This window comes from Shewanella sp., from assembly GCF_048265805.1.
GTDB lineage: Bacteria > Pseudomonadota > Gammaproteobacteria > Enterobacterales > Shewanellaceae > Shewanella.
The window spans coordinates 25,144-43,444 of sequence record NZ_JBLXAT010000032.1 but is presented as its reverse complement, the minus strand read 5'-3'; the positions used below and the strand labels follow the sequence as shown (position 1 = coordinate 43,444).

The window sequence follows — 18,301 nt, the reverse complement described above, 5'->3', positions numbered from 1 at the left end:
ATTTGCCTTCTTGCCGCTGACGATCAGCGATCAGTGCGGTCACAAACGTGAGAAAACTGGCGGCATCGGTGACCGCATCTAATTTATCGGTAATATCACTCATAGTGACTTTTCCCCTCGACTATTTTTTAACTACGCGTGCGGCTTGCCAAACTGGCGGCAGTAAAAGTCCCATTGCTCACGTTCGTGTTCCAGCCATGTGTAAGCGGGTTGCTGCGGTTCGAGTGTGCTGTAGTGGCGAAGATAGTCACTTTCATCGCGGAATTGTGACTGCCAAAACAGCGATAATTTGAGATTCGACTCGAAGATGTATGCGTCATCATCTTTGACCCATTCCGCCTGATATCTGTTAAACGGGGCGGGCGGGTATTGCAGTTCAATGCTATGGCTGAGAAACAGCGCGTCGCATTGTGAGTAAACCACTAAGTCTTCCCAAAAATTGAGTATGTCTGGCATCGGCCGCGCTTTGATGCCTGTGATAGTGAAGTAGATGCGCTGGTGCGCGGGGTGATAAACAAAGCTATCAGCCGTTGTAAAGATCACTGGGCGGTCTTTGCTGGCTTGCACTGCTGGATGATTGGCTAACTGCTGCTGTATTTGCCGCCAGACGGATTCATCTTGGCAAATAATGTAGCCATCGGTTTGTGAGTAGACACTCATGCGCCTCCTTTCCCTGTGCTGAACCATGTCGCTGCCCGAAGGGTTCATTTAAACGTCTCCTGAACTTTGTTGCGCCCAGCTTGCTTAGTTGACTAAGCGTCGCAGGTCTCGCCTCGTTCATAACGCGTTTAATTTGAACAAAAATTAAACACTAAAGATAAACAGCCCCTAGCAGCTGGTTAGGTGGGATTGTAGCGCGGATAAAGCAAAACTGCGATGACGTACCGTGGTGAACCTGTTTGGGTGGCGACGATGACTCACGGGCGGAGCAAGAAAAATCCGAGTATCTGGGATACTCGGATTTGCTTGGTAGATCAGACTAATGTGAGGTTTTAGCTCATCAGTTTAGCGTGATTCAAACGAACCTATATCTGGGGCGCTACCGTTGTAATTCAACCCGACATTCGTCCCCGCATCAATCAGGCGGCTACCGGATTTCAGGTGGAAGAAGTTAACCACGGGGAGGCTACCATCGCTCTGACGTTCGGCCAGTAGGTCGTTAATATTGGTACTTTGGAAATCCGATGATGAAAACGAAATACCGTTCCAGCTGTTGTGGCTGATGTTGGTGGAACCAGCACCAAACTTATCGCTGTTGTCACCATTTAACGAGATACTGTTTTTGATTGTCAGGCTTCGCAGTTGTCGATCGCTGCCATCACCTAAACCAAAGTTACGGTCATTATCAAACGCAATGGCGTTGTGAATGGTAACCGTGCCGCGGTTACTGTTTTGGTCGTAGCCATCAGCGGTATTGCCAGCCGAAATGGTATTGATGTACAGGCCGTTGTGGGCTAAATCTTTGTCATCGCTACCACCGGTTTTAAAGCCATTACCATCACCCACCCCTTTAACACCGTTTTTCTGGTAACCATTTCTGATCATCCAAGTGTATTCCATGGTGGTGGTCACTGAGCTGCCGTTATCACGTAAGTAACCATCAAAACCGTCATCCAAGTTGTTCCACGCTCGGCAACCGTAGAAGTAGTTACCGGTGCCTACGGTTAACTTGGCCGCAAAGCCGTCGGCGTTTTCTAGGCTTGAGTCAGCGTTGTAATAGGAGTCAGAGTTTTTGATAAAGTTATACGCGCCGCCACTACTGATCTGCAGCCCAGTATCTGCGTTTTCATAAAATTTCATAAACTCAACGGTGTTATGTGAGCCTGTCATATACATACCGTTATCGCCGGCTTTTTTGATATCAAAACCATAGATATGCCAATAGCTGGCGCTGACTTGGAAGCCACGGTTATTACCATCTTCTGACATGGCCGAGAAATCAAACACTGGCCGAGCATCACCAGGATAGGCACTGAGCACAATCGCTCTCGATGAGCTGCCATTGCGTTGGATCTTGATGGTGTCTGATGGATAGTAAGTGCCGCGACGAATATAGATAACATCGCCCGCGCTGGCATCGTCGATAGCCGCCAGTAAGCCATCTAAGGTAGAAACGACAGTGGCATTAGCATTAACGCTGCTGATAAAAGAGGGATAACCGTTGGTTAATGGTTCACTGTTCGCGCCAGCACTGCGAGCCGCAGCTGCGGTTGGGGCTGCAGCAGAGCTGGAGCTATCTGCGGTGCCAGAGCCACCAGAGCCGCCTGAGCCACCACCAGAACCTGAGCCCGTCGAACTGCAGGTACGAGTCACAGGCTCAAGCCACCAACGTTGCGAGCTACCACCGCCATCTTGGTTTTGATAAATGTTTGCGCCCTCTTCAGAGCCTGCGACAGTCATCAGGAGGCTGGAGTTGGCATTGATGATCTGAAACGCCCCATTAAAGCTGCCGGAGGTGACTTGCGTCAGTTGCCATTGTTGGCTTAGCGAGCTGCTGTAAGGTTTTTGTTGAATCGTCGCGCCATTACTTCTGGAACCTTCTTCCACGGTTGCCGCATAAGTGGTATCAGATGCTTGCAGCGTCCAATAGCCGTTGCTTTGCCGATTCAGATAAAAGCGTTGTGAGTCGCTACCGGTATTTTTTTGGGAGATGACATTGGCCTTTTTAGCGGTTGATTCCGCCGCGACCAGCTTATCAACACCCGCACTGACAATTTTATACACGATGCCGCTGACGGGCTGATCGATACAGTGATCAGCCGCATAACTCTGTCCGCTGAGCATCATTGCGCCCAGCACTCCGGCAGCCGTTAAAGTCAGCTGCTTTGTCACGTTGTAACCTTTCATTGTTGTAGTTCCTTCTAAGTTAACTCAGGGTAAAGCTTTGGGTATCGCTCAGTAACGACCACAGAAAAGCGCAGCTACTGATGCAGATTGGGTTGGGCACGCTATTGTGGGTGCCCTTTTTAATGGGGTGGCAAAACGGTGCAAACTGGTGTGGCATGGTGCTTAGTAAGGCGCAATGCCCAATGTTGAACAACGTCCGCTAACGCTAACGGACGATGCATTCGCGGAGTGTGGCCCGTCGCGCTGGCAAAAATAACGGCACGTGAGGAGTGTTTGCGGGTTATCCGCTCGTCCCGCGTTAAACGAAAGACTGTTGGATGATAAAGCGGATCGCGGCAAGTATTAGCGATAATAACTTGATATTTATGTGAATATTCAACATCAACTAGATATGCGGGGGGAAAAGCCATCACAACACTCCTTGCTGCATAAACTTCATTCCATGTGAATTCGCATCAAACTAGCTGATGTATAAATATTCAGCAATAGTCCGTTGGTCGCTTTACATTTGGTCGTTTAATATCGTCAGCTTTACAGCGGTTATTGGGGTTACCGACTTAGTGAATTTTGTTGGCATAGCTAATGGCGGTGTATGCCGTTTTGACCTGCTCATAACCATATTGGCGTTCAAGCCTTTTGATAATGAAATGGCCGCGTGCCATATCTTGGTAGTAGTCGGTAAACATCGTATTGAGTGCAGCTCCGGCGACGGCGCCGATAATCGGTACCGCTTGCGCTGCGGCTTTTTCGGTAATCACCACCCCAAAGCGGGCAGTGATTTTTTCAATCAAGGCGGCGAACCATTTACCGGTTTGTGTCGGGGTGAGTTGGCTGACGGTATGTTTAGCGGCAATCTCAGCCAACTCTTTGGACAAGGTTTGCATCGCCTCTGCGGTAAAGGTTCGGGTGGCGTAGTAGGCGGTATCAATCGCATCATCGTCGGTCGAGGTGGGACTACCTAAGGCAAATACCTCCAAGCAGGCTTGTTTGGTCTCCAACTGTTCGAGGTCGAAGCCTTCACTTCTGGCGATGTCCGCCACGGCGCGCAGCATAATAGTGGTTGAAACGGGCAGTTCGACGGCCAGTGCAGTGAGGCCGAACGCCCCTCCCACAGCGCCAGATATGGCGGCAAATACCTTGTTGGTTTTGGTGGATGCTTGGCGGTTGGGGTCATTGTTTAAGCTCCACAATGCAGTATCAGCCGCCTTGTGTAACGCGGTTTTTACCAACGCGTGAATTTTATCTTCTACCTTACGTGGCAGCCTATCCATGAGGTAATCCAACGGCTTACCGACGAATTGGGTCATTTTTTCGGTAATGGTATCTTGTTCTAGCAGGCTTACCGCTTGCTTGAGATCGCGAAGATCCGTTTCTGCTAGCTTCATGCTGTTAACCTTATTTAAAGCAGATACTTAGATAGAATCACGTATGTGCTAATCTAAGCGCCTATCGCGTTGAATACCAGCGGATAATACGGCAATTTATCACGGGGTTTAAGTTGAAAATCAGTCGTGTCGCAGCGGAGCCACAAAAAAGCGGCGCTCATTGCTGAACGCCGCGTTATCACGCCTCTAAGTTTATCAAGTCAGCACGAGTACTGACTTGAATGTCAGGCTTAACCGTGCAGTTGTGCCAACATCGCGGTGGCAACAGCGGCGGAACTGGCGGGGTTTTGGCCGGTGATCAGTTTGCCATCTTCCACCACATAGCTGCTCCAATCTTCGGCTTTAGTGTAGTTAGCGCCGAGTCGGATAAACTCATCTTCAATCAAAAAAGGCACCACATCAGTTAACTGCACGCCCGCTTCTTCGCCGTTGGTAAAGCCGGTGACATTACGGCCTTTGATCAGCGCTTCACCGTTGCTGGCTTTGACATTACGCAGCACCGCTGGTGCGTGGCAGACAAAACCGGTGACTTTGTTGGCAGCGGTAAAGGCTTCAATCAGTTTGATGGAATCGGCGGAGTTGGTCAGATCCCATAACGGGCCGTGACCACCGGGATAGAACACCGCATCAAAGTCGTCAGCTTCAACGTTGGCCAGTTTTACCGTGTTCGCCAATGCCTGCTGCGCTGCGACATCATCGTTGAAGCGGTGAGTAAGTTCGGTCTGGAATGCTTCCAGCGCGCTTTTCGGATCTAGCGGAGGTTGCCCACCTTCTGGCGAGGCCAAAACTACCTCGGCGCCAGCATCTTTGAAGGTGTAATAGGGTGCAGCAAATTCCTCTAGCCAAAAGCCAGTTTTTTCACCAGTGTTACCCAGTTCGCTGTGGGATGTCAGCACCATTAAAATTTTCATCAGTCACTCCTAAGCCCAGATTTGGGGCTCATGTAATCATATGTTGGGATAGTTTGTGGCGCTAATTGCTGCACGCTACTCAGCCAGTTAAGAGCGGTAAGCCATCGCCTCCCTACGCTAGTCAACATGGTCTTATTTACCTGCTGCCAGCAGCCGAGAGTGTCGATGGCGTACTCATCTGGCGTGTCGCATAGCCTGTTCGCGTCTTGTCTAGATAACGCTCAGTTTTACGTCGACATTGCCGCGAGTAACATTTGAATAAGGGCAGACTTGGTGTGCCGCCTCGACTAAGGTTTCGGCATCAGTTTTGTCGACACCAGGCATTTCGATCTTCAGCGCAATGTCGAGGCCAAAGCCTTTATCTTCTCTAGGGCCAATACCCACTTCCGCGGTGACTTTGGTGTCATCTGGCACTTTGACATATTGGGATTTGTCGCTGGCCGCTACTGACTTCATGGCACTCAGAAAACAAGCGGCGTACCCAGTGGCAAACAGTTGTTCTGGGTTGTTACCAAAACCACGGCCACCCATCTCTTTCGGGGCACCTAACCATACGTGCAATGAACCATCTTCAGTGCGGGCAAAGCCATCTCGTCCACCTGTTGCAGTGGCGGCGGTGCGGTACAGTTCTTGTTTCAACATAACAAACTCCTTAGTGGGATTGATTTATTTGCCGATGGATTTAGCTTACGACTAACTAGAGCAGTGGTGGTAACAATGCTATTTTGGTGGGGGTATAAATTAATTTATGGGGCGTTATGTCATTAGTTCGTTTGAGAACCTTTGTTGAGGTGTATCGCCAACGATCAATCAGCGCAGCGGCGCGCACCTTGAATTTGACCCAGCCAGCGGTGTCGCAGCACATCGCGGGATTGGAAGTGGCGATTGGTCGGCCGCTGTTTGAGCGACAGGTCAGTGGGGTGGTGCCCACCTCCGTCGCAGATGAGTTAGCCGCGGATATTGGCGACAAACTGGATGAGGCGGAAGCGGCATTGGCCTCGGCGCGAGCGCGTTCGCGCGATGTGTCCGGCGCGTTGCAGCTGATTGGCCATGCAGATTTTATGGCCGAAAAACTGGCGCCAGAGTTAGCGCCTCTGTTGGCCGCGGGCATTCGTGTACGGATGCACACAGGTGATGGCCCAATGGTGACGCAAATGCTGCTGGAGGGACATTGTGATTTGGGGATGTCAGCCCATCCGGTGACCGATAGCCGCCTTAAAAGCGACACCATCTTTGCTGGCAAAGTGGTGGCGGTAGCCGCCCCCGCGGTGGTGGCACGCATTCAACAAGCGGCTGACTTTGCCAGCGCGTTGCTACAAGAACCATTACTGGCATATAACCTTGAATTATCGCTGGTGGACCGATGGTTGCAGCGCAATCGTATTGAGGCACCAGAGTTGCTGCCCGCTATGGTGGGGCAAGATTTACGCGCCCATCGCAGTCTGTTGGTGCAAGGTGTGGGTTGGTCGGTGATGCCGCAATTTTTGTGCGAACGTGAACTGCAAAATGGCGAGCTGGCCTTGATTCCTGCCCCCAAAGCCCATACTGACATACATTACTACCTGATTTGGTTGCCCAGCGCATTGCGCCAACCGCGAGTGGCACATGCGCGGCAAACGTTACTGCAACGTTGGCACGTGGCTTAATTGGTCGCATTTTTTAGGAGATTCGCATGGCAAATCCGTTTCATTTCTATCAGTCCAATCAAGGCCACGGATTGGCACACAATCCGTTGAAGTCAATCATTGCACCTCGGCCGATCGGTTGGATCTCCAGCTGTAATGCGGCTGGGGTGGCTAATCTTGCGCCGTATAGCTTTTTCAATGTGTTTGCTGACACGCCACCTATCATCGGCTTTTGCAGTGCTGGCTGGAAAGACAGCGTGGCTAATATCGAGCAGACCGGAGAGTTTTGTTGGAACCTTGCGACTAAGCCGCTGGCGGCGCAAATGAACCTGAGTTGCGCTGACGTAGATAGTTCGGTGGATGAGTTTCAACTGGCAGGGTTGGCTGCAGCACCATCACAATTGGTCAAGCCGCCGCGTGTGGCCGCTAGCCCAGCGTCATTTGAATGTAAGCTCACGCAGCTGATTCGGCTGGAATCCGCCGCTAAGCAACCGCTAGATAATTGGCTAGTATTAGGTGAAGTGGTGGGCGTGCACATTAATAAAGCGTTTATTAAAGACGGCATTTATCAAACCATTGCGGCAGAGCCCATTCTACGTGCCGGTGGCCCCGCCAGCTACTTTGGGATCAGTGCGGAAACCGAGTTTGAGATGGCGCGGCCATCATTAAGTGAACTGGGGTTGTAGGAGAGCAACATGGCTTCAGGTTGGGCGCAAGATGGCGCCGATTTACAGCAGATTGAAAGCACTGTTGAAGATGGCGTAAACCGTGCGCGCCAAGCGCTGCCCAAGGGAGAAAGCTTGCATGAGTGCGAAGAGTGCGGCGAACCAATCCCTGAAGCGCGGCGACAAGCGGTAGCTGGCGTACGCCTATGTATTCAGTGCCAAGCCGAACACGATAAGCACGCTGAGCGCTTCGAAAGCTACAATCGCCGCGGCTCTAAGGATAGCCAACTACGTTAGTGTGGTGAGTGTGAATGAGGCTGCGCGGCTTTATGGCGCATCATACGGATCGCCAGCAAGGCCACTAAGTTGACCAACAGCAACGGCAGTTGTAGCTCGGGCCAAACGCCGTGAAACTCCGGCAGTAGTGACATAGACTTGTTGAGATAGACGCCATCCTTCGGGAGCCAATCCAACACAAATAGCAGCAAAGCAATGGCACAGCACAAGGTGCCAATTCTGACCAGCCAAATATTTACAATGTTCATATCCATTTGAACCTTCTAATAAATATCACTTTTTCGTCAATTAAACACAGCGATTTTTGGTTTTGTGACCGCAACATCTCGCTGTTGATAAGTTCATTCTTTATACTGATAATTTGTATTATAAAAATATAATTTTTACGTCACATCCTGTGACGGGGTTGAGGTTGCAGATGTTTCGCAGTTGCTGCAGCCAATAATGTTGCCTATTGGGGAGCCACATATGTGTAAAAGGTTAGCTGCGTTCTTCTTATACCGTTTCAGTATATTCACACTTATCTCAGTGTGTTGTTCCTTTCCCTGCTTTGCCAAATTTATCGCCGTGACGATGAGTCAGGAAGATAACTTTCGTAATCAAATCAGCAAAGACATTGAGCGGCAAATTGATGCGCGTGGTGATGTCAGTTACATCGATTCCGCCGACGGTGATTTTAGCACGCAATTGCAGCAAGTGCGTCAATTTGTGCACGCAGGCGCCGATGCGATTGTGATTTTTGCCGTGGGTACACCGGAGCAAAATCGGCAACTATTTGCTTTTGCGAAAGATGTACCACTGATCTTTATCAACACTGAGCCAGTGGACGATCTAGCGACCATGCCAGCGAATACAGTGTATGTCGGTTCTGATGAGCAGCAGTCTGGCACTTTGCAGATGGAAGAGCTGGCGCGGCTGGCGAACTACCAAGGCAAAGTGGCCTTGCTGATTGGCGATGAAAGCCACCCCGCCGCGCGCGCCCGCACTGCGGATGTCAAACGAGTACTGGCAAAGTATCCCAACATGTCGCTGGTGGTCAGTGGTGTGGCGCAATGGCAACGCAACCAAGCGTACAACTTAGTGGCTGACTGGTTAAAGCAGCCTGTGCCGTTCGATATTCTGGTCGCCAACAACGATGAGATGATCCTCGGTGGCTTAATGGCGCTAAAAGAGGCGGGCAAGCGACCACAGGACTATTTAACCGGCGGTATTGATGCCACCGCCGAAGCGCTGCAAGCAGTGCAAGGCGGAGATCTGAACGTCACGATTTTGCAGGATGCGGCCGGACAAGCCAGCGCCGTAGTGGACGCCACCTACAAACTGTTGCAGCAACAGCCGGTAGTCTCGCCATCGTGGGTGCCATTCCGCTTGGTCACCGCCGACAACTATCGTATTTATCAATCAACGCATTAGAGGCCGGAAAGATGTCATTAATTCAACGGATTGTGGTCAGCTTGGGCCTACTACTGCTGGCGCTCGCGTTAGTGGTGGTGGTGAGTTATGTGTCGATCAGCCGCATCGAGCGCGATTTAACTGTGCTGTCGGATGAAGGTTTGGCGACCTCACGTAGCGCTAATGCGACTAAGCTACTGTTGCTACAACAAAATAATGAGTTATTGCGCATTTTTAGTGTAACACAAGCCGCTGACGTCACGGCGGCAACCGACGCGTTTGCAGCGTTAGATCAGCGTGTAACCCAGCAACTTAACAGTATTGCGCCGCAACTGCTGCGGCAAAATCAGCAACTGCAACAAGCCAAGCAGGAGATTGAGCAATACCGTGAGCAAAATAGTGCAGGGGCACGCGCCATTGTGAATTCCCGTGCTGAAGCATTGGTATTGCAGCAGCAGATCCAACAGCAACTCAAAGTGCTGAGTAATATCGAAGTGCGCTTGGCATACTACCTCAATAAATACAGCAGTACCGCAGCGATTAAAGGCCTCGCGCAAGATGTGCGTCAAGTGTTGAATGCGTTCAATCTTTATATGGTAAATCACGACTTAGACCAGCTAAAAAGCGGTGTTGATGGCATGCAGCGGGTGATGCTGGAGCATTTTGAGCAACTGCGCCAAGCCGATGCCGATAAAGGCAAACTATTCAGTTTGATGCTGACGCCATTGCTGGCGCAACTGACGGATGAAACCGGTTTATACCAACGTTATGTGCAACAGCAGCAACAGCAAGCCGCCATTGATAACTTGCTGGCGACACAGCGGCAAACCGCACAACAATTGCAGGTTGCTGCTGATACCTTTGTGCAGCAGGCGCAACTGAAGGTGGAGCAAGCGCAGCAGCATACCAACAGCAGTTTGCAAAATATCAAACGGATTATGTTGTTGATTAGCGCCGTTGCCTTAGTGCTAGCGGTGGTGATTACGCTGAGTATTTCTGGATGGGTTCGACGCACCATCAGTGCGTTTCGTGAGGCGCTGCAGCGCATGGCGGCGGGCGATATGCGGGTTAATTTTGCCCAAACTGGGCGAGATGAATTTAGCGAACTCGGCGGTTACCTCAACGGCTTGGTAAAACATTTGCGCGATACCTTGAGTTCGCTGCATTTAGCGTCGGAACAGTTGGCGGTGGTGTCTGATCAAAATGCCGATGTTAGCGCGCGTACTACCGATGCTGTGGGGCAACAGAAACAGCAACTGGAAGTCACTGCCTCCGCCATGACGGAGATGGAACAATCGGTGCTCGACGTTGCTGGTCGTGCGCGTTCCACGCTCTCCGCCGCAGAGGAAGCGGAAACCCGCATGCAAACGGTGGCCGAACGCCTTGAGCAAACCATGAGTAACATTCGTACCCAATCGGTACAGCTACAACAAGCAGCGACCAAAACGGTGGAATTGAATGACTATGGTCGTCAGATTGACTCCATTATTGAAACCATCGACACCATTGCTGAGCAAACCAACTTGTTAGCGCTCAATGCTGCTATTGAAGCGGCACGGGCGGGTGAGCAGGGCCGCGGTTTTGCCGTGGTGGCCGATGAAGTGCGTTCGTTAGCTGGGCGCACCAAAAACTCCACCAGTGAAATCCAACGGATGATCCAGATGATGCAAGAGCTGATCACCGCGGTCGTTGAGGTGATTGATGGCAACGTCCAGCATAACAGCAGTAGCGTGCTGGTGGCTGAACAGGCGGAAACTGAGTTAAGCAACATGCGTGAGGTGATCGGCCGTATTGTTGAAATGAATATGGAGATTGCTGCTGCGACCGATCAGCAGAGTCAAACCGCCGCTGAAATCAGTGCCAGCGTGGTGAATATCAGCCAGTCGGCCGAGCAAACTGCACAAGGTGCCAGTGATAATGCGCAATCGAGCGCAGCGTTACGGCAACAATCACATCATCAGCAACAGTTGATTGAGCGCTTTAGCCTATAACTGATGCCACCGTGTTTAGCCGTCGCCGCCAATGGGTTGGCGCGGCTGAACGCACTATCATCGTCACCTAACTGCCCTGCAACCCCTGCCTTGGTGGTTTTGTGTACAATTTATTTTTCTGCGTTCTCACTAAGCGACTAAACTGGAAATAGGTAGAGATTTGCCTAGGGTTGGCGTAAGCCAAAGATGGCGGATCAGTTATTTCTGTATAGGAGTGAAGTCAGGATGCACGAAGGGGTATACAGGGATCCAGCGCGGCTGCGTCAGCATTGGTTGAGCGGGACGTTAACTTATCTGTTAGCACTGGTGATTATTGCGGTGTTGGCATTACTGTCTCATTACTTAGTGCAAAGCATTGTTGATGAACAGGAAGCCACGGCGCGAGTGGTTAACTTGGCCGGGCGGCAGCGGATGTTGTCGCAGCGCATCACCTTGTATGCAGGCGAATTACGCGAAGCCACCTCCAGTGAATTACGTGAACCACTGACCGCTGAATATTTTGATGCCATCAGCACGATGAGTACCATGCACTATGCCTTAATGAACGGCTCCAATGTGCTCAACATCCCTACGCCCAGCTCAGACAAAATTCAGCAGATTTTTAGCCAACCGCCAGTGGATTTACACAAAAAAGTGGTGAATTTTCTGGCGCTTGCTGAGGCCGTCACCGATGAAACGCTCAGTACCGAACAACGCAATGAAGCTTATCTGCAACTCAAAGCGGCTGCTCATAGTGATATTTTGCAGTCGCTCGATACCTTAGTGTTGCAGTTTCAGACCGAAAGCGAAGCATCAATTAAGCAACTGCAACAGTACAATCGTTTCTCACTGGGTGGCTTACTGCTAACTTTGTTTTTAGAGGCATTTTTCATTTTTAGGCCACTGCTTCAGTCGTTGCAACGCCGTGAAAAAGCGTATCTCAAACTGCTGCAAGAGATGGATGATGAAATCGCCGATCAGATGCAGTTTCAAACCTTTAATGATGCGCTAACACAGTTACCTAATCGGCTGTCTTTGTTAGAAAAGATTCAGGCATACATCGACATTGCTCAGCAGAATAAAACGCATGTCATCGTGATCTCTATTGGGTTAGACCGTTTTAAAGACGTCAATGATAGTCTCGGCCATGATCTGGGCGATTTGCTGCTGTTAGAGTTAGCGGAGCGCTTGAGCGATATCGCTACCCGTCATCGTGGCATTGTGGCGCGGGTGGCTGGCGACGAATTTGCCATTGTACTGGAGCAAGTGGATGAACAGCTCGAACTGGTGCAGTTTATGCGGCAGCTATCGCAATCGATCTGCTTGCCGTTCGAGCAGGAAAATGTATCGATGCAGGTCACCGCTTCGCTCGGGTTGGCATTTTATGCCGACGATGGTGCGGATGCGCGCTCGCTGCTGATGCATGCCAATCAAGCGATGCGTAGCGCCAAAGATGAAGGCGGTAACTGTTTTCGGTTCTTCCAGTCGGTGATGACCAATAAGATGACACGCCGCATCAAGTTGGAGCAGGAGTTGCGGCAGGCGCTTAACAGCAGTGGTCAATTGATGTTGTTCTTCCAGCCCAAAGTGGCATTGGTCTCCGGTGCAGTGACCGGTGTTGAAGCGCTGCTACGTTGGCATCATCCCGAAGAGGGTATGCTGTCACCGGTGGAATTTATTCCGATTGCTGAAGATTCGGGCTTAATTCAAGAGTTAGGCGACTGGGTGATTGTGCAGTCATTATGGCAACTGCGAGAATGGCAGCGGCAAGATATTTTTATCGAAATGGCGATCAATGTGTCGGTGAAACAGCTGCTACGCGGCAATTTGAGCGACCGCATTACTAGCTTGGCGGAGCAGATGGAGATCGACCCGCGCTATGTGCAATTGGAAGTCACCGAAAGCCATATCATGGATAACATGAACCGCATTATGCAGCAGCTACAAACCTTAGCTAAAGCGGGCTTCTCGCTAGCGATTGATGACTTTGGTACTGGCCACTCCAGTCTCGCGCGGCTGCGTGATCTGCCTTTTAAAGTGTTGAAAATCGACCGCTCGTTTGTGATGAACGCCATCAAGGAACGCAAAGACCAACAGCTGGTGGCGGCGATTATCGATATCGGTCATTCATTGAATAAATCGGTGATCGCTGAAGGTATTGAAACCATTGAGCAGCAACTGCTGTTGCAGTCGTTAGGTTGTGATGAAGGGCAAGGTTACTTATATTCGCGGCCGCGTCCAGCCAAACAGCTGACAGGGCTATTACAGCTGGGAAAGATTGAATTGGGTGCCGATGTGAGTGTGAATAACTAGGGGCTGTTTATCTTTGCTGGTTATTTTTACAGCAGGCAGCGCGTGATTTAGGCAAGGCAGGTGATGTGTCGTGTAGTTATTCTCCACCAACAGCGCCTAACGCTGAATAAATTGCGCGCTATCGCTGCCCGAAGGGTTCATTTAAACGCCGCCTGAACGTTGTTGCGCCCAGCTTGCTTAGTTGACTAAGCATCGCAGGTCTCGCCTCGTTCATAATGCGTTTAATTTGAACAAAAATCAAACACTAAAGATATAAGCAGCCCTTAGCACGGTGGTGTGATAAGGACAATAAAAACCCCGCGGTGCGGGGTTTTTATTTAACGGCTTACCACACTTTTACGCGTTGCTCTGGTGCAAGGTAGAGTTTGTCGCCCGGTTTAACGTCAAACGCGTCATACCAAGCATCCAAGTTACGTACGGTCAGCGCACGGTACATGCCAGGGGCGTGACCATCGGTCGCGATACGTTGACGCAGCGCTGCATCACGCATTTTGGTTGCCCAAGTTTGCGCAAAGCCGATGAAGAAACGTTGGTCACCGGTGTAACCATCAATGACGGGGGCAGGTTGGCCATTCAGTGAGGCGTGGTAAGCATCCAATGCCGCGGCAAGACCAGCTACGTCAGCAATGTTTTCACCCAGCGTCAGCTTGCCGTTGACATGCAGATCAGGGAACGGAGCATAAGTATCAAACTGAGCGGCTAATGCTTCACCTTGCTGTGCAAAACGGGCAAAGTCTTCTTTTGTCCACCAGTTACGCATCGCACCAGTGGAGTCAAAGGCGGCGCCGTTGTTGTCAAAGCTGTGGCTGATCTCATGACCAATTACGGCACCAATAGCGCCGTAGTTGTAGGCATCATCGGATTTGGCATCAAAGAATGGCGCTTGCAGAATACCCGCTGGGAAGTTCAGCGCATTTTGTACCGGCAGGTTCACTGCGTTCACAATCTGCGGGATCATCCACCACTCGTGTTTGTCTTGCGGTTTCCCAATCTTCGCCAGTTGTTGCGCGTAGCGGTACTGTTCACCGGCCACTTCATTCGCGTAGGCATTGTTAGCACTTACTTGGTAGCTGCTGTAGTCGGGCCAAGTGTCTGGATAGCCGACACCCACAACCAAGGATTTAACTTTCGCCAAGGCTTCTTGTTTGGTGCTTGGTGCCATCCAATCCAATGCGGCCACGCGATCGTGGAAGGCGTTGATGATGTTATCCACCATGTCGCTTACTTTCGCTTTAGCCGCAGCAGGGAAATAACGTTTCACATAGTCCTGACCAACCGCGTCACCTAAGTAGTTATCCAGTGCACTCAACGCACGTTTATCGCGGCTACGTTGCTCTGGTGTGCCCGACAAGGTGGTGCCGTAGAACGCAAAATGGGCATTGTCTAACTTGCTTGGCAAGACATCGGTGTGGCTGTTGATCTGGTGGAACACTAACCAATCTTGCCAGTTTTGCAGTGGTTCGTTGGCAACCAACTCTGACAACGCTGGAATGGCGCCTGCGTGATAGGCATCAAAGTGGTCGAATTGGTCGAGATGAGCAGCATTAAAGAATGCATCCCAATCAATGCCTGGGGCTTTGCTGGCAAAATCGGCGCGGCTCCACACGACGGACGCTTTGGTGAAATCTTCACTTTCGGCGCGAGTCACATGTGCTTGGGCAATTTTGGTTTCCAACGAGAATACGCGTGCGGCTTTTTCCGCCGCATTATCAACGCCAGCTAGTGTCAGCAATTGCTGAATATATTGCTGATATTGCTGACGAATTTGTACCATTTTTGGGTCATTCGACAGGTAATATTCACGCTCTGGTAGGCCTAAACCCCCTTGCAGAATATAGGGCAGCACTTCGTTTGGCGTGGCTAAACCTTGGGTCACAAATAAGCCGAACAGGTTTTCAGTGGCAAAATCGGTGGCATTGAGTGGGTCAACATCAGCGCGCAGGTTGCTGCCGAGCACTTGTGACAGTTCAGACACATTGCTGATAGCCGCGTAGCGGGCAAAATCCACTGCCAGTGGCTGCATGCCTACCGCATCAATGGTGGCGGTATCAGTGTAGGCTTTATAAAAATCGGCGATACGCGCTTCGTCGCTGCCTGCGGGGTGTTGAGTGTTCACTAACTCATTGATCAACGCCGCTTTGTGTTTTTCGGTGGCATCAAATGCTACTAAAAATGCGCCCGTGCTAGAACGGTCGGCAGGGATCTCAGTCTCACGTTGCCAATTGCCGTTAGCGTAGTTGTAAAAATCATCGCCTGGCTTGATGCTGCTATCCATGGCATTGAGATTAATGCCGATGTTCGCTTGTGCTGCTGCCGTTTTGGTTACGGGGGCAGGGTCGCTGTTGGTTGGCGCTTCGCTACATGCGGTCAGGGCGCCTAATAAAGTAGTGCTGACCGCAACGGCAGTCATCAATTGCTTAAACATAGGATCTCTTATTGTTTGTCTTCGGTTGAGGTGGACATTTTACTCAATGCAACGTGGCGCATGAGCGGCTTTAAACGGTGAATTGTGTGAGCCAATGTTTCAATCTGCTGCAAGAGGCTAATCAATCTTGCTAGGCGTTGTTAAGTAAGCGGTGTACTGACAATACGCCGCTAAGGTGTTTCTGGGTTAATTTGGTGATATTGGCGCAGTCGTCTCTACCGATTCGGCGGTCGTTGGTTGCTCCAGCAAGCGGAACCGAATGACAAACAACTGATGCTGATCTGGGTAGATACGCCGTATCAAACCTTGCAACTGCTCCAATGCCAACCCTTCCTGTTGCGCGTGTTGTTCATTGATATCTTCAATAAACAGCGGCTCAACTGTCAAAATCTCAATTTCAGCAAAGGCTTGATGCGTTTCTAAGGTATACGCCGTTACCCGTGTGCCGGGGCGATAATGACTCTCGGCATAATCACGGATAGTGATGTGCTTGTCGCCGGAAAGAATCAACGGCGCGAGCCACTCAAAGAAGGTAATGCTTTCTGGATAGTCTGCCATAACGGGGATCGAAAATATTGCTTGAGGGGCTGTTATACAACAGCTCGTGACGAATAGCGTCATTAAATTTTAGCAATGACACCATGGTAACAACAGTCGTCATGGTCAACGGTGTTCACATTTGCGACCACTTTCCCACGCGCTACGATGATTCAGCCTTGTTGCGTTGCCGCGTTTTGAGGGTGAAGAATTGGCAACCAGCGCGGTTAGCGTGGGTTGGCAGTTCCCAGGCATCGCAGAGGTCTTTCATATGATCTTTAGTGCGAGTGAAATGACGGCACTGACCACAACGGTTCATCATAATGGCTCCATACTCACTAACGTGAGGTTGAGAACTTTTAAATGGTGCATATATTCGCGAATAATCAGCAGCTTGGCGTAAAACTCACGGCTGATATCTGACTCGGAGGCTAACGGTGGCCGGCCTTGAGATATCTCTGCATAGTAGCCAAAAATACGTTCGAGTTGTGGCCGTGGCAATTGCATGTGGGCGGCGGGGTTAACCCCGGCGAGTTGCGCTAGCTGGATTAAGAAATCTTGTTGCGTCACCAATTGATGAATGCTGCCGAGAGTCGGAATGGCACGCTCTATTTGGTCTTCAATATAGTTAATGCCGTGCTCTACATCGTCTGGGGTTGGCGGTGTGTGCTGAAAAAATCGACTGGCAATCAGTTGATAGCCGACTGGCAGCGTCACACACTGTGAAGTGGTCGTTTGATAAAAATAGCTCTGCACGGTATCGATGTGCAGCACCGTGGCGTTATCGAGAGCGTGCTGTTGTGCGAGCTTAGCAAATTGTGCCATTAAGGCATCAGTAAGTTGTTCCATGATGATGTTACAGCAAGCATTGATGATGCGATTGTAGCCCCAAACTTTTGCATGAAACGTGGTCTACGCCGCAGCAATTCAGCTTTAGTATGCCTACTCCTCGCTACACCAGTTATCCCAATGCGATGCGGCGGAGGGATGGATATCCACCCCTTGGTTGAGCCCAGCCACAAATGCGTCGGTTTCTGCCTGCTGCATACCGGTTTCATTGAAGTTTTGTACCTGAATGTTGCCCAGCAGCTTAAACGGTGCTTTGCGATAGGTTTGATAGGCTTCTAATGCCACGTTCATGCCTTTGAGCCACACCTTAAAATACAGCACACTCATTTGCTGTGACTCGTCGCTAATCACCCCTTCTTGGCTATAGGTCCACGCATCTGCGGTCTCGGACAATTGCGTCAGCTGCTGTTCGGCTTGAGCGACGGCTTGTTGCTGGGTTTCAGCTTCAAAGTTGATCAGCGACTGCTCTTCATTTTGAAAGGTGATGGCATAAGGCACCATGGCTTGATCTGCGGTGAGCGTGTCTACAACGGAAGCACTGTGCGCCAGCGTGAAACCTAATAGCTGACCAATGTATTCATGGTCCATACCTTTCTCCTTACTTATCCACGGTGACAAACACCAACAAGTGAATTTAGCCGCTTGTTATTTGGGCAGTTAACGTTCAGTGTGAACGTATTTGGCGGCAGATGCCAGCCGAAATTGGCGTAATTTTGCTATTAAGACAAGGAATTAAGGATAAGCCACGCACTCAAGTTGCTGCTCAGGCGCAAAAGAGGCCGTCAACTGGTTACCTTTGCCGCGGATCTCTTGCTGCGCGTTGGCATAACGAAAGCCTGAAGCGGTTGGCTGTTGCGGTAGTGTGATTGTTTGGTCGCGGTAATGAATAATCGCTTCTTGCTGCTGATTATCAAATTTCACTATAAAGCTTTCACCGTTACGGCAGACAAACTGGGAGGAAGGCGCCGAAGCGGATGATTGAGGTGCTAATTGCTGGCAGCCTGTGACAAAAAATAGCATGGCAAACAACGCAAGTGTGGTCGTGTTATGCATCATTAAACCCTCCATTGTTTCAATAATGCTAT

General features: G+C 50.5%; 18 protein-coding genes. 6 read left to right on the top strand and 12 right to left on the bottom strand.

Annotated elements, in window-relative coordinates; all coding sequences use genetic code 11:
- Positions 1–132: 132 nt before the first annotated feature.
- The 5 genes from ACN0TT_RS17660 to ACN0TT_RS17640 all read right to left on the bottom strand — a co-directional run bounded on the left by ACN0TT_RS17660 (position 133) and on the right by ACN0TT_RS17640 (position 5,785).
- Positions 133–660 carry a hypothetical protein gene (locus ACN0TT_RS17660; protein ID WP_417763461.1) on the bottom strand — a complete coding sequence of 176 codons (528 nt, stop codon included), beginning with the start codon at positions 658–660 and terminating at the stop codon, positions 133–135.
- 345 nt (positions 661–1,005) lie between these two features.
- Positions 1,006–2,847 carry an RICIN domain-containing protein gene (locus ACN0TT_RS17655; RefSeq protein WP_417763460.1) on the bottom strand — a complete coding sequence of 614 codons (1,842 nt, stop codon included), beginning with the start codon at positions 2,845–2,847 and terminating at the stop codon, positions 1,006–1,008.
- A 557-nt stretch (positions 2,848–3,404) separates the two neighbouring features.
- Positions 3,405–4,232 (bottom strand): EcsC family protein, encoded by an 828-nt coding sequence (locus ACN0TT_RS17650; RefSeq protein WP_417763459.1) that lies wholly within the window; start codon positions 4,230–4,232, stop codon positions 3,405–3,407.
- 230 nt (positions 4,233–4,462) lie between these two features.
- A complete protein-coding gene (locus tag ACN0TT_RS17645; protein ID WP_417763458.1) occupies positions 4,463–5,143 on the bottom strand; it encodes a type 1 glutamine amidotransferase domain-containing protein in 681 nt (226 codons plus the stop codon).
- 210 nt (positions 5,144–5,353) lie between these two features.
- On the bottom strand, positions 5,354–5,785 hold the full coding sequence (locus tag ACN0TT_RS17640) for an organic hydroperoxide resistance protein (RefSeq protein ID WP_417763457.1): 432 nt from the start codon (positions 5,783–5,785) through the stop codon (positions 5,354–5,356).
- Between the two features lie 116 nt (positions 5,786–5,901).
- Here ACN0TT_RS17640 and ACN0TT_RS17635 point away from each other — a divergent pair, with 116 nt between their 5' ends.
- The 3 genes from ACN0TT_RS17635 to ACN0TT_RS17625 are packed head-to-tail and all read left to right on the top strand — an operon-like array spanning position 5,902 to position 7,730.
- Positions 5,902–6,789: a LysR family transcriptional regulator gene (locus tag ACN0TT_RS17635; RefSeq protein WP_417763456.1), complete on the top strand. Its 888-nt coding sequence runs from the start codon at positions 5,902–5,904 to the stop codon at positions 6,787–6,789.
- Between the two features lie 26 nt (positions 6,790–6,815).
- Entirely contained in the window at positions 6,816–7,454 is a 639-nt protein-coding gene (locus ACN0TT_RS17630) for a flavin reductase family protein (RefSeq protein WP_417763455.1), read from the top strand.
- A 9-nt stretch (positions 7,455–7,463) separates the two neighbouring features.
- Positions 7,464–7,730, top strand: coding sequence for a DksA/TraR family C4-type zinc finger protein (locus ACN0TT_RS17625; protein WP_417763454.1), 267 nt, complete (start codon positions 7,464–7,466; stop codon positions 7,728–7,730).
- Here ACN0TT_RS17625 and ACN0TT_RS17620 read toward each other — a convergent pair.
- Positions 7,727–7,978, bottom strand: a complete 252-nt coding sequence (locus tag ACN0TT_RS17620; RefSeq protein ID WP_417763453.1) for a hypothetical protein — start codon at positions 7,976–7,978, stop codon at positions 7,727–7,729. The genes ACN0TT_RS17625 and ACN0TT_RS17620 overlap by 4 nt on opposite strands.
- Positions 7,979–8,198: 220 nt before the next feature.
- Here ACN0TT_RS17620 and ACN0TT_RS17615 point away from each other — a divergent pair, with 220 nt between their 5' ends.
- The 3 genes from ACN0TT_RS17615 (at position 8,199) to ACN0TT_RS17605 (ending at position 13,405) form a co-directional block, all read left to right on the top strand.
- Positions 8,199–9,143 carry a substrate-binding domain-containing protein gene (locus ACN0TT_RS17615; RefSeq protein ID WP_417763452.1) on the top strand — a complete coding sequence of 315 codons (945 nt, stop codon included), beginning with the start codon at positions 8,199–8,201 and terminating at the stop codon, positions 9,141–9,143.
- An 11-nt stretch (positions 9,144–9,154) separates the two neighbouring features.
- Positions 9,155–11,113, top strand: a complete 1,959-nt coding sequence (locus ACN0TT_RS17610) for a methyl-accepting chemotaxis protein (RefSeq protein WP_417763451.1) — start codon at positions 9,155–9,157, stop codon at positions 11,111–11,113.
- Between the two features lie 225 nt (positions 11,114–11,338).
- The gene (locus ACN0TT_RS17605; RefSeq protein ID WP_417763450.1) at positions 11,339–13,405 is read left to right on the top strand and encodes a putative bifunctional diguanylate cyclase/phosphodiesterase; all 2,067 of its coding nucleotides are present in this window, start codon (positions 11,339–11,341) and stop codon (positions 13,403–13,405) included.
- A 325-nt stretch (positions 13,406–13,730) separates the two neighbouring features.
- On the opposite strand, the gene ACN0TT_RS17600 is transcribed toward ACN0TT_RS17605, so the two are convergent.
- The 6 genes from ACN0TT_RS17600 to ACN0TT_RS17575 form a co-directional block, all read right to left on the bottom strand.
- Positions 13,731–15,830 (bottom strand): M13 family metallopeptidase, encoded by a 2,100-nt coding sequence (locus tag ACN0TT_RS17600; RefSeq protein ID WP_417763449.1) that lies wholly within the window; start codon positions 15,828–15,830, stop codon positions 13,731–13,733.
- Between the two features lie 186 nt (positions 15,831–16,016).
- Positions 16,017–16,388 (bottom strand): N(4)-acetylcytidine aminohydrolase, encoded by a 372-nt coding sequence (gene yqfB / locus ACN0TT_RS17595; protein WP_417763448.1) that lies wholly within the window; start codon positions 16,386–16,388, stop codon positions 16,017–16,019.
- Positions 16,389–16,530: 142 nt separating this feature from the next.
- Positions 16,531–16,689 carry a hypothetical protein gene (locus ACN0TT_RS17590; RefSeq protein ID WP_417763447.1) on the bottom strand — a complete coding sequence of 53 codons (159 nt, stop codon included), beginning with the start codon at positions 16,687–16,689 and terminating at the stop codon, positions 16,531–16,533.
- Entirely contained in the window at positions 16,686–17,216 is a 531-nt protein-coding gene (locus tag ACN0TT_RS17585) for a hypothetical protein (protein WP_417763446.1), read from the bottom strand. Before ACN0TT_RS17585 ends, ACN0TT_RS17590 begins: the two co-directional genes overlap by 4 nt.
- A 93-nt stretch (positions 17,217–17,309) precedes the next feature.
- On the bottom strand, positions 17,310–17,804 hold the full coding sequence (locus tag ACN0TT_RS17580) for a hypothetical protein (RefSeq protein ID WP_417763445.1): 495 nt from the start codon (positions 17,802–17,804) through the stop codon (positions 17,310–17,312).
- A 144-nt stretch (positions 17,805–17,948) separates the two neighbouring features.
- The gene (locus ACN0TT_RS17575) at positions 17,949–18,272 is read right to left on the bottom strand and encodes an MliC family protein (protein WP_417763444.1); all 324 of its coding nucleotides are present in this window, start codon (positions 18,270–18,272) and stop codon (positions 17,949–17,951) included.
- Positions 18,273–18,301: the final 29 nt, after the last annotated feature.

What these genes read in the sequence shown, in the direction of transcription:
- ACN0TT_RS17660 (WP_417763461.1), bottom strand. Translation starts at nt 660, where the DNA reads ATGAGTGTCTACTCACAAACCGATGGCTACATTATTTGCCAAGATGAA.
- ACN0TT_RS17655 (WP_417763460.1), bottom strand. Translation starts at nt 2,847, where the DNA reads ATGAAAGGTTACAACGTGACAAAGCAGCTGACTTTAACGGCTGCCGGA.
- ACN0TT_RS17650 (WP_417763459.1), bottom strand. Translation starts at nt 4,232, where the DNA reads ATGAAGCTAGCAGAAACGGATCTTCGCGATCTCAAGCAAGCGGTAAGC.
- ACN0TT_RS17645 (WP_417763458.1), bottom strand. Translation starts at nt 5,143, where the DNA reads ATGAAAATTTTAATGGTGCTGACATCCCACAGCGAACTGGGTAACACT.
- ACN0TT_RS17640 (WP_417763457.1), bottom strand. Translation starts at nt 5,785, where the DNA reads ATGTTGAAACAAGAACTGTACCGCACCGCCGCCACTGCAACAGGTGGA.
- ACN0TT_RS17635 (WP_417763456.1), top strand. Translation starts at nt 5,902, where the DNA reads ATGTCATTAGTTCGTTTGAGAACCTTTGTTGAGGTGTATCGCCAACGA.
- ACN0TT_RS17630 (WP_417763455.1), top strand. Translation starts at nt 6,816, where the DNA reads ATGGCAAATCCGTTTCATTTCTATCAGTCCAATCAAGGCCACGGATTG.
- ACN0TT_RS17625 (WP_417763454.1), top strand. Translation starts at nt 7,464, where the DNA reads ATGGCTTCAGGTTGGGCGCAAGATGGCGCCGATTTACAGCAGATTGAA.
- ACN0TT_RS17620 (WP_417763453.1), bottom strand. Translation starts at nt 7,978, where the DNA reads ATGAACATTGTAAATATTTGGCTGGTCAGAATTGGCACCTTGTGCTGT.
- ACN0TT_RS17615 (WP_417763452.1), top strand. Translation starts at nt 8,199, where the DNA reads ATGTGTAAAAGGTTAGCTGCGTTCTTCTTATACCGTTTCAGTATATTC.
- ACN0TT_RS17610 (WP_417763451.1), top strand. Translation starts at nt 9,155, where the DNA reads ATGTCATTAATTCAACGGATTGTGGTCAGCTTGGGCCTACTACTGCTG.
- ACN0TT_RS17605 (WP_417763450.1), top strand. Translation starts at nt 11,339, where the DNA reads ATGCACGAAGGGGTATACAGGGATCCAGCGCGGCTGCGTCAGCATTGG.
- ACN0TT_RS17600 (WP_417763449.1), bottom strand. Translation starts at nt 15,830, where the DNA reads ATGTTTAAGCAATTGATGACTGCCGTTGCGGTCAGCACTACTTTATTA.
- yqfB (WP_417763448.1), bottom strand. Translation starts at nt 16,388, where the DNA reads ATGGCAGACTATCCAGAAAGCATTACCTTCTTTGAGTGGCTCGCGCCG.
- ACN0TT_RS17590 (WP_417763447.1), bottom strand. Translation starts at nt 16,689, where the DNA reads ATGATGAACCGTTGTGGTCAGTGCCGTCATTTCACTCGCACTAAAGAT.
- ACN0TT_RS17585 (WP_417763446.1), bottom strand. Translation starts at nt 17,216, where the DNA reads ATGGAACAACTTACTGATGCCTTAATGGCACAATTTGCTAAGCTCGCA.
- ACN0TT_RS17580 (WP_417763445.1), bottom strand. Translation starts at nt 17,804, where the DNA reads ATGGACCATGAATACATTGGTCAGCTATTAGGTTTCACGCTGGCGCAC.
- ACN0TT_RS17575 (WP_417763444.1), bottom strand. Translation starts at nt 18,272, where the DNA reads ATGATGCATAACACGACCACACTTGCGTTGTTTGCCATGCTATTTTTT.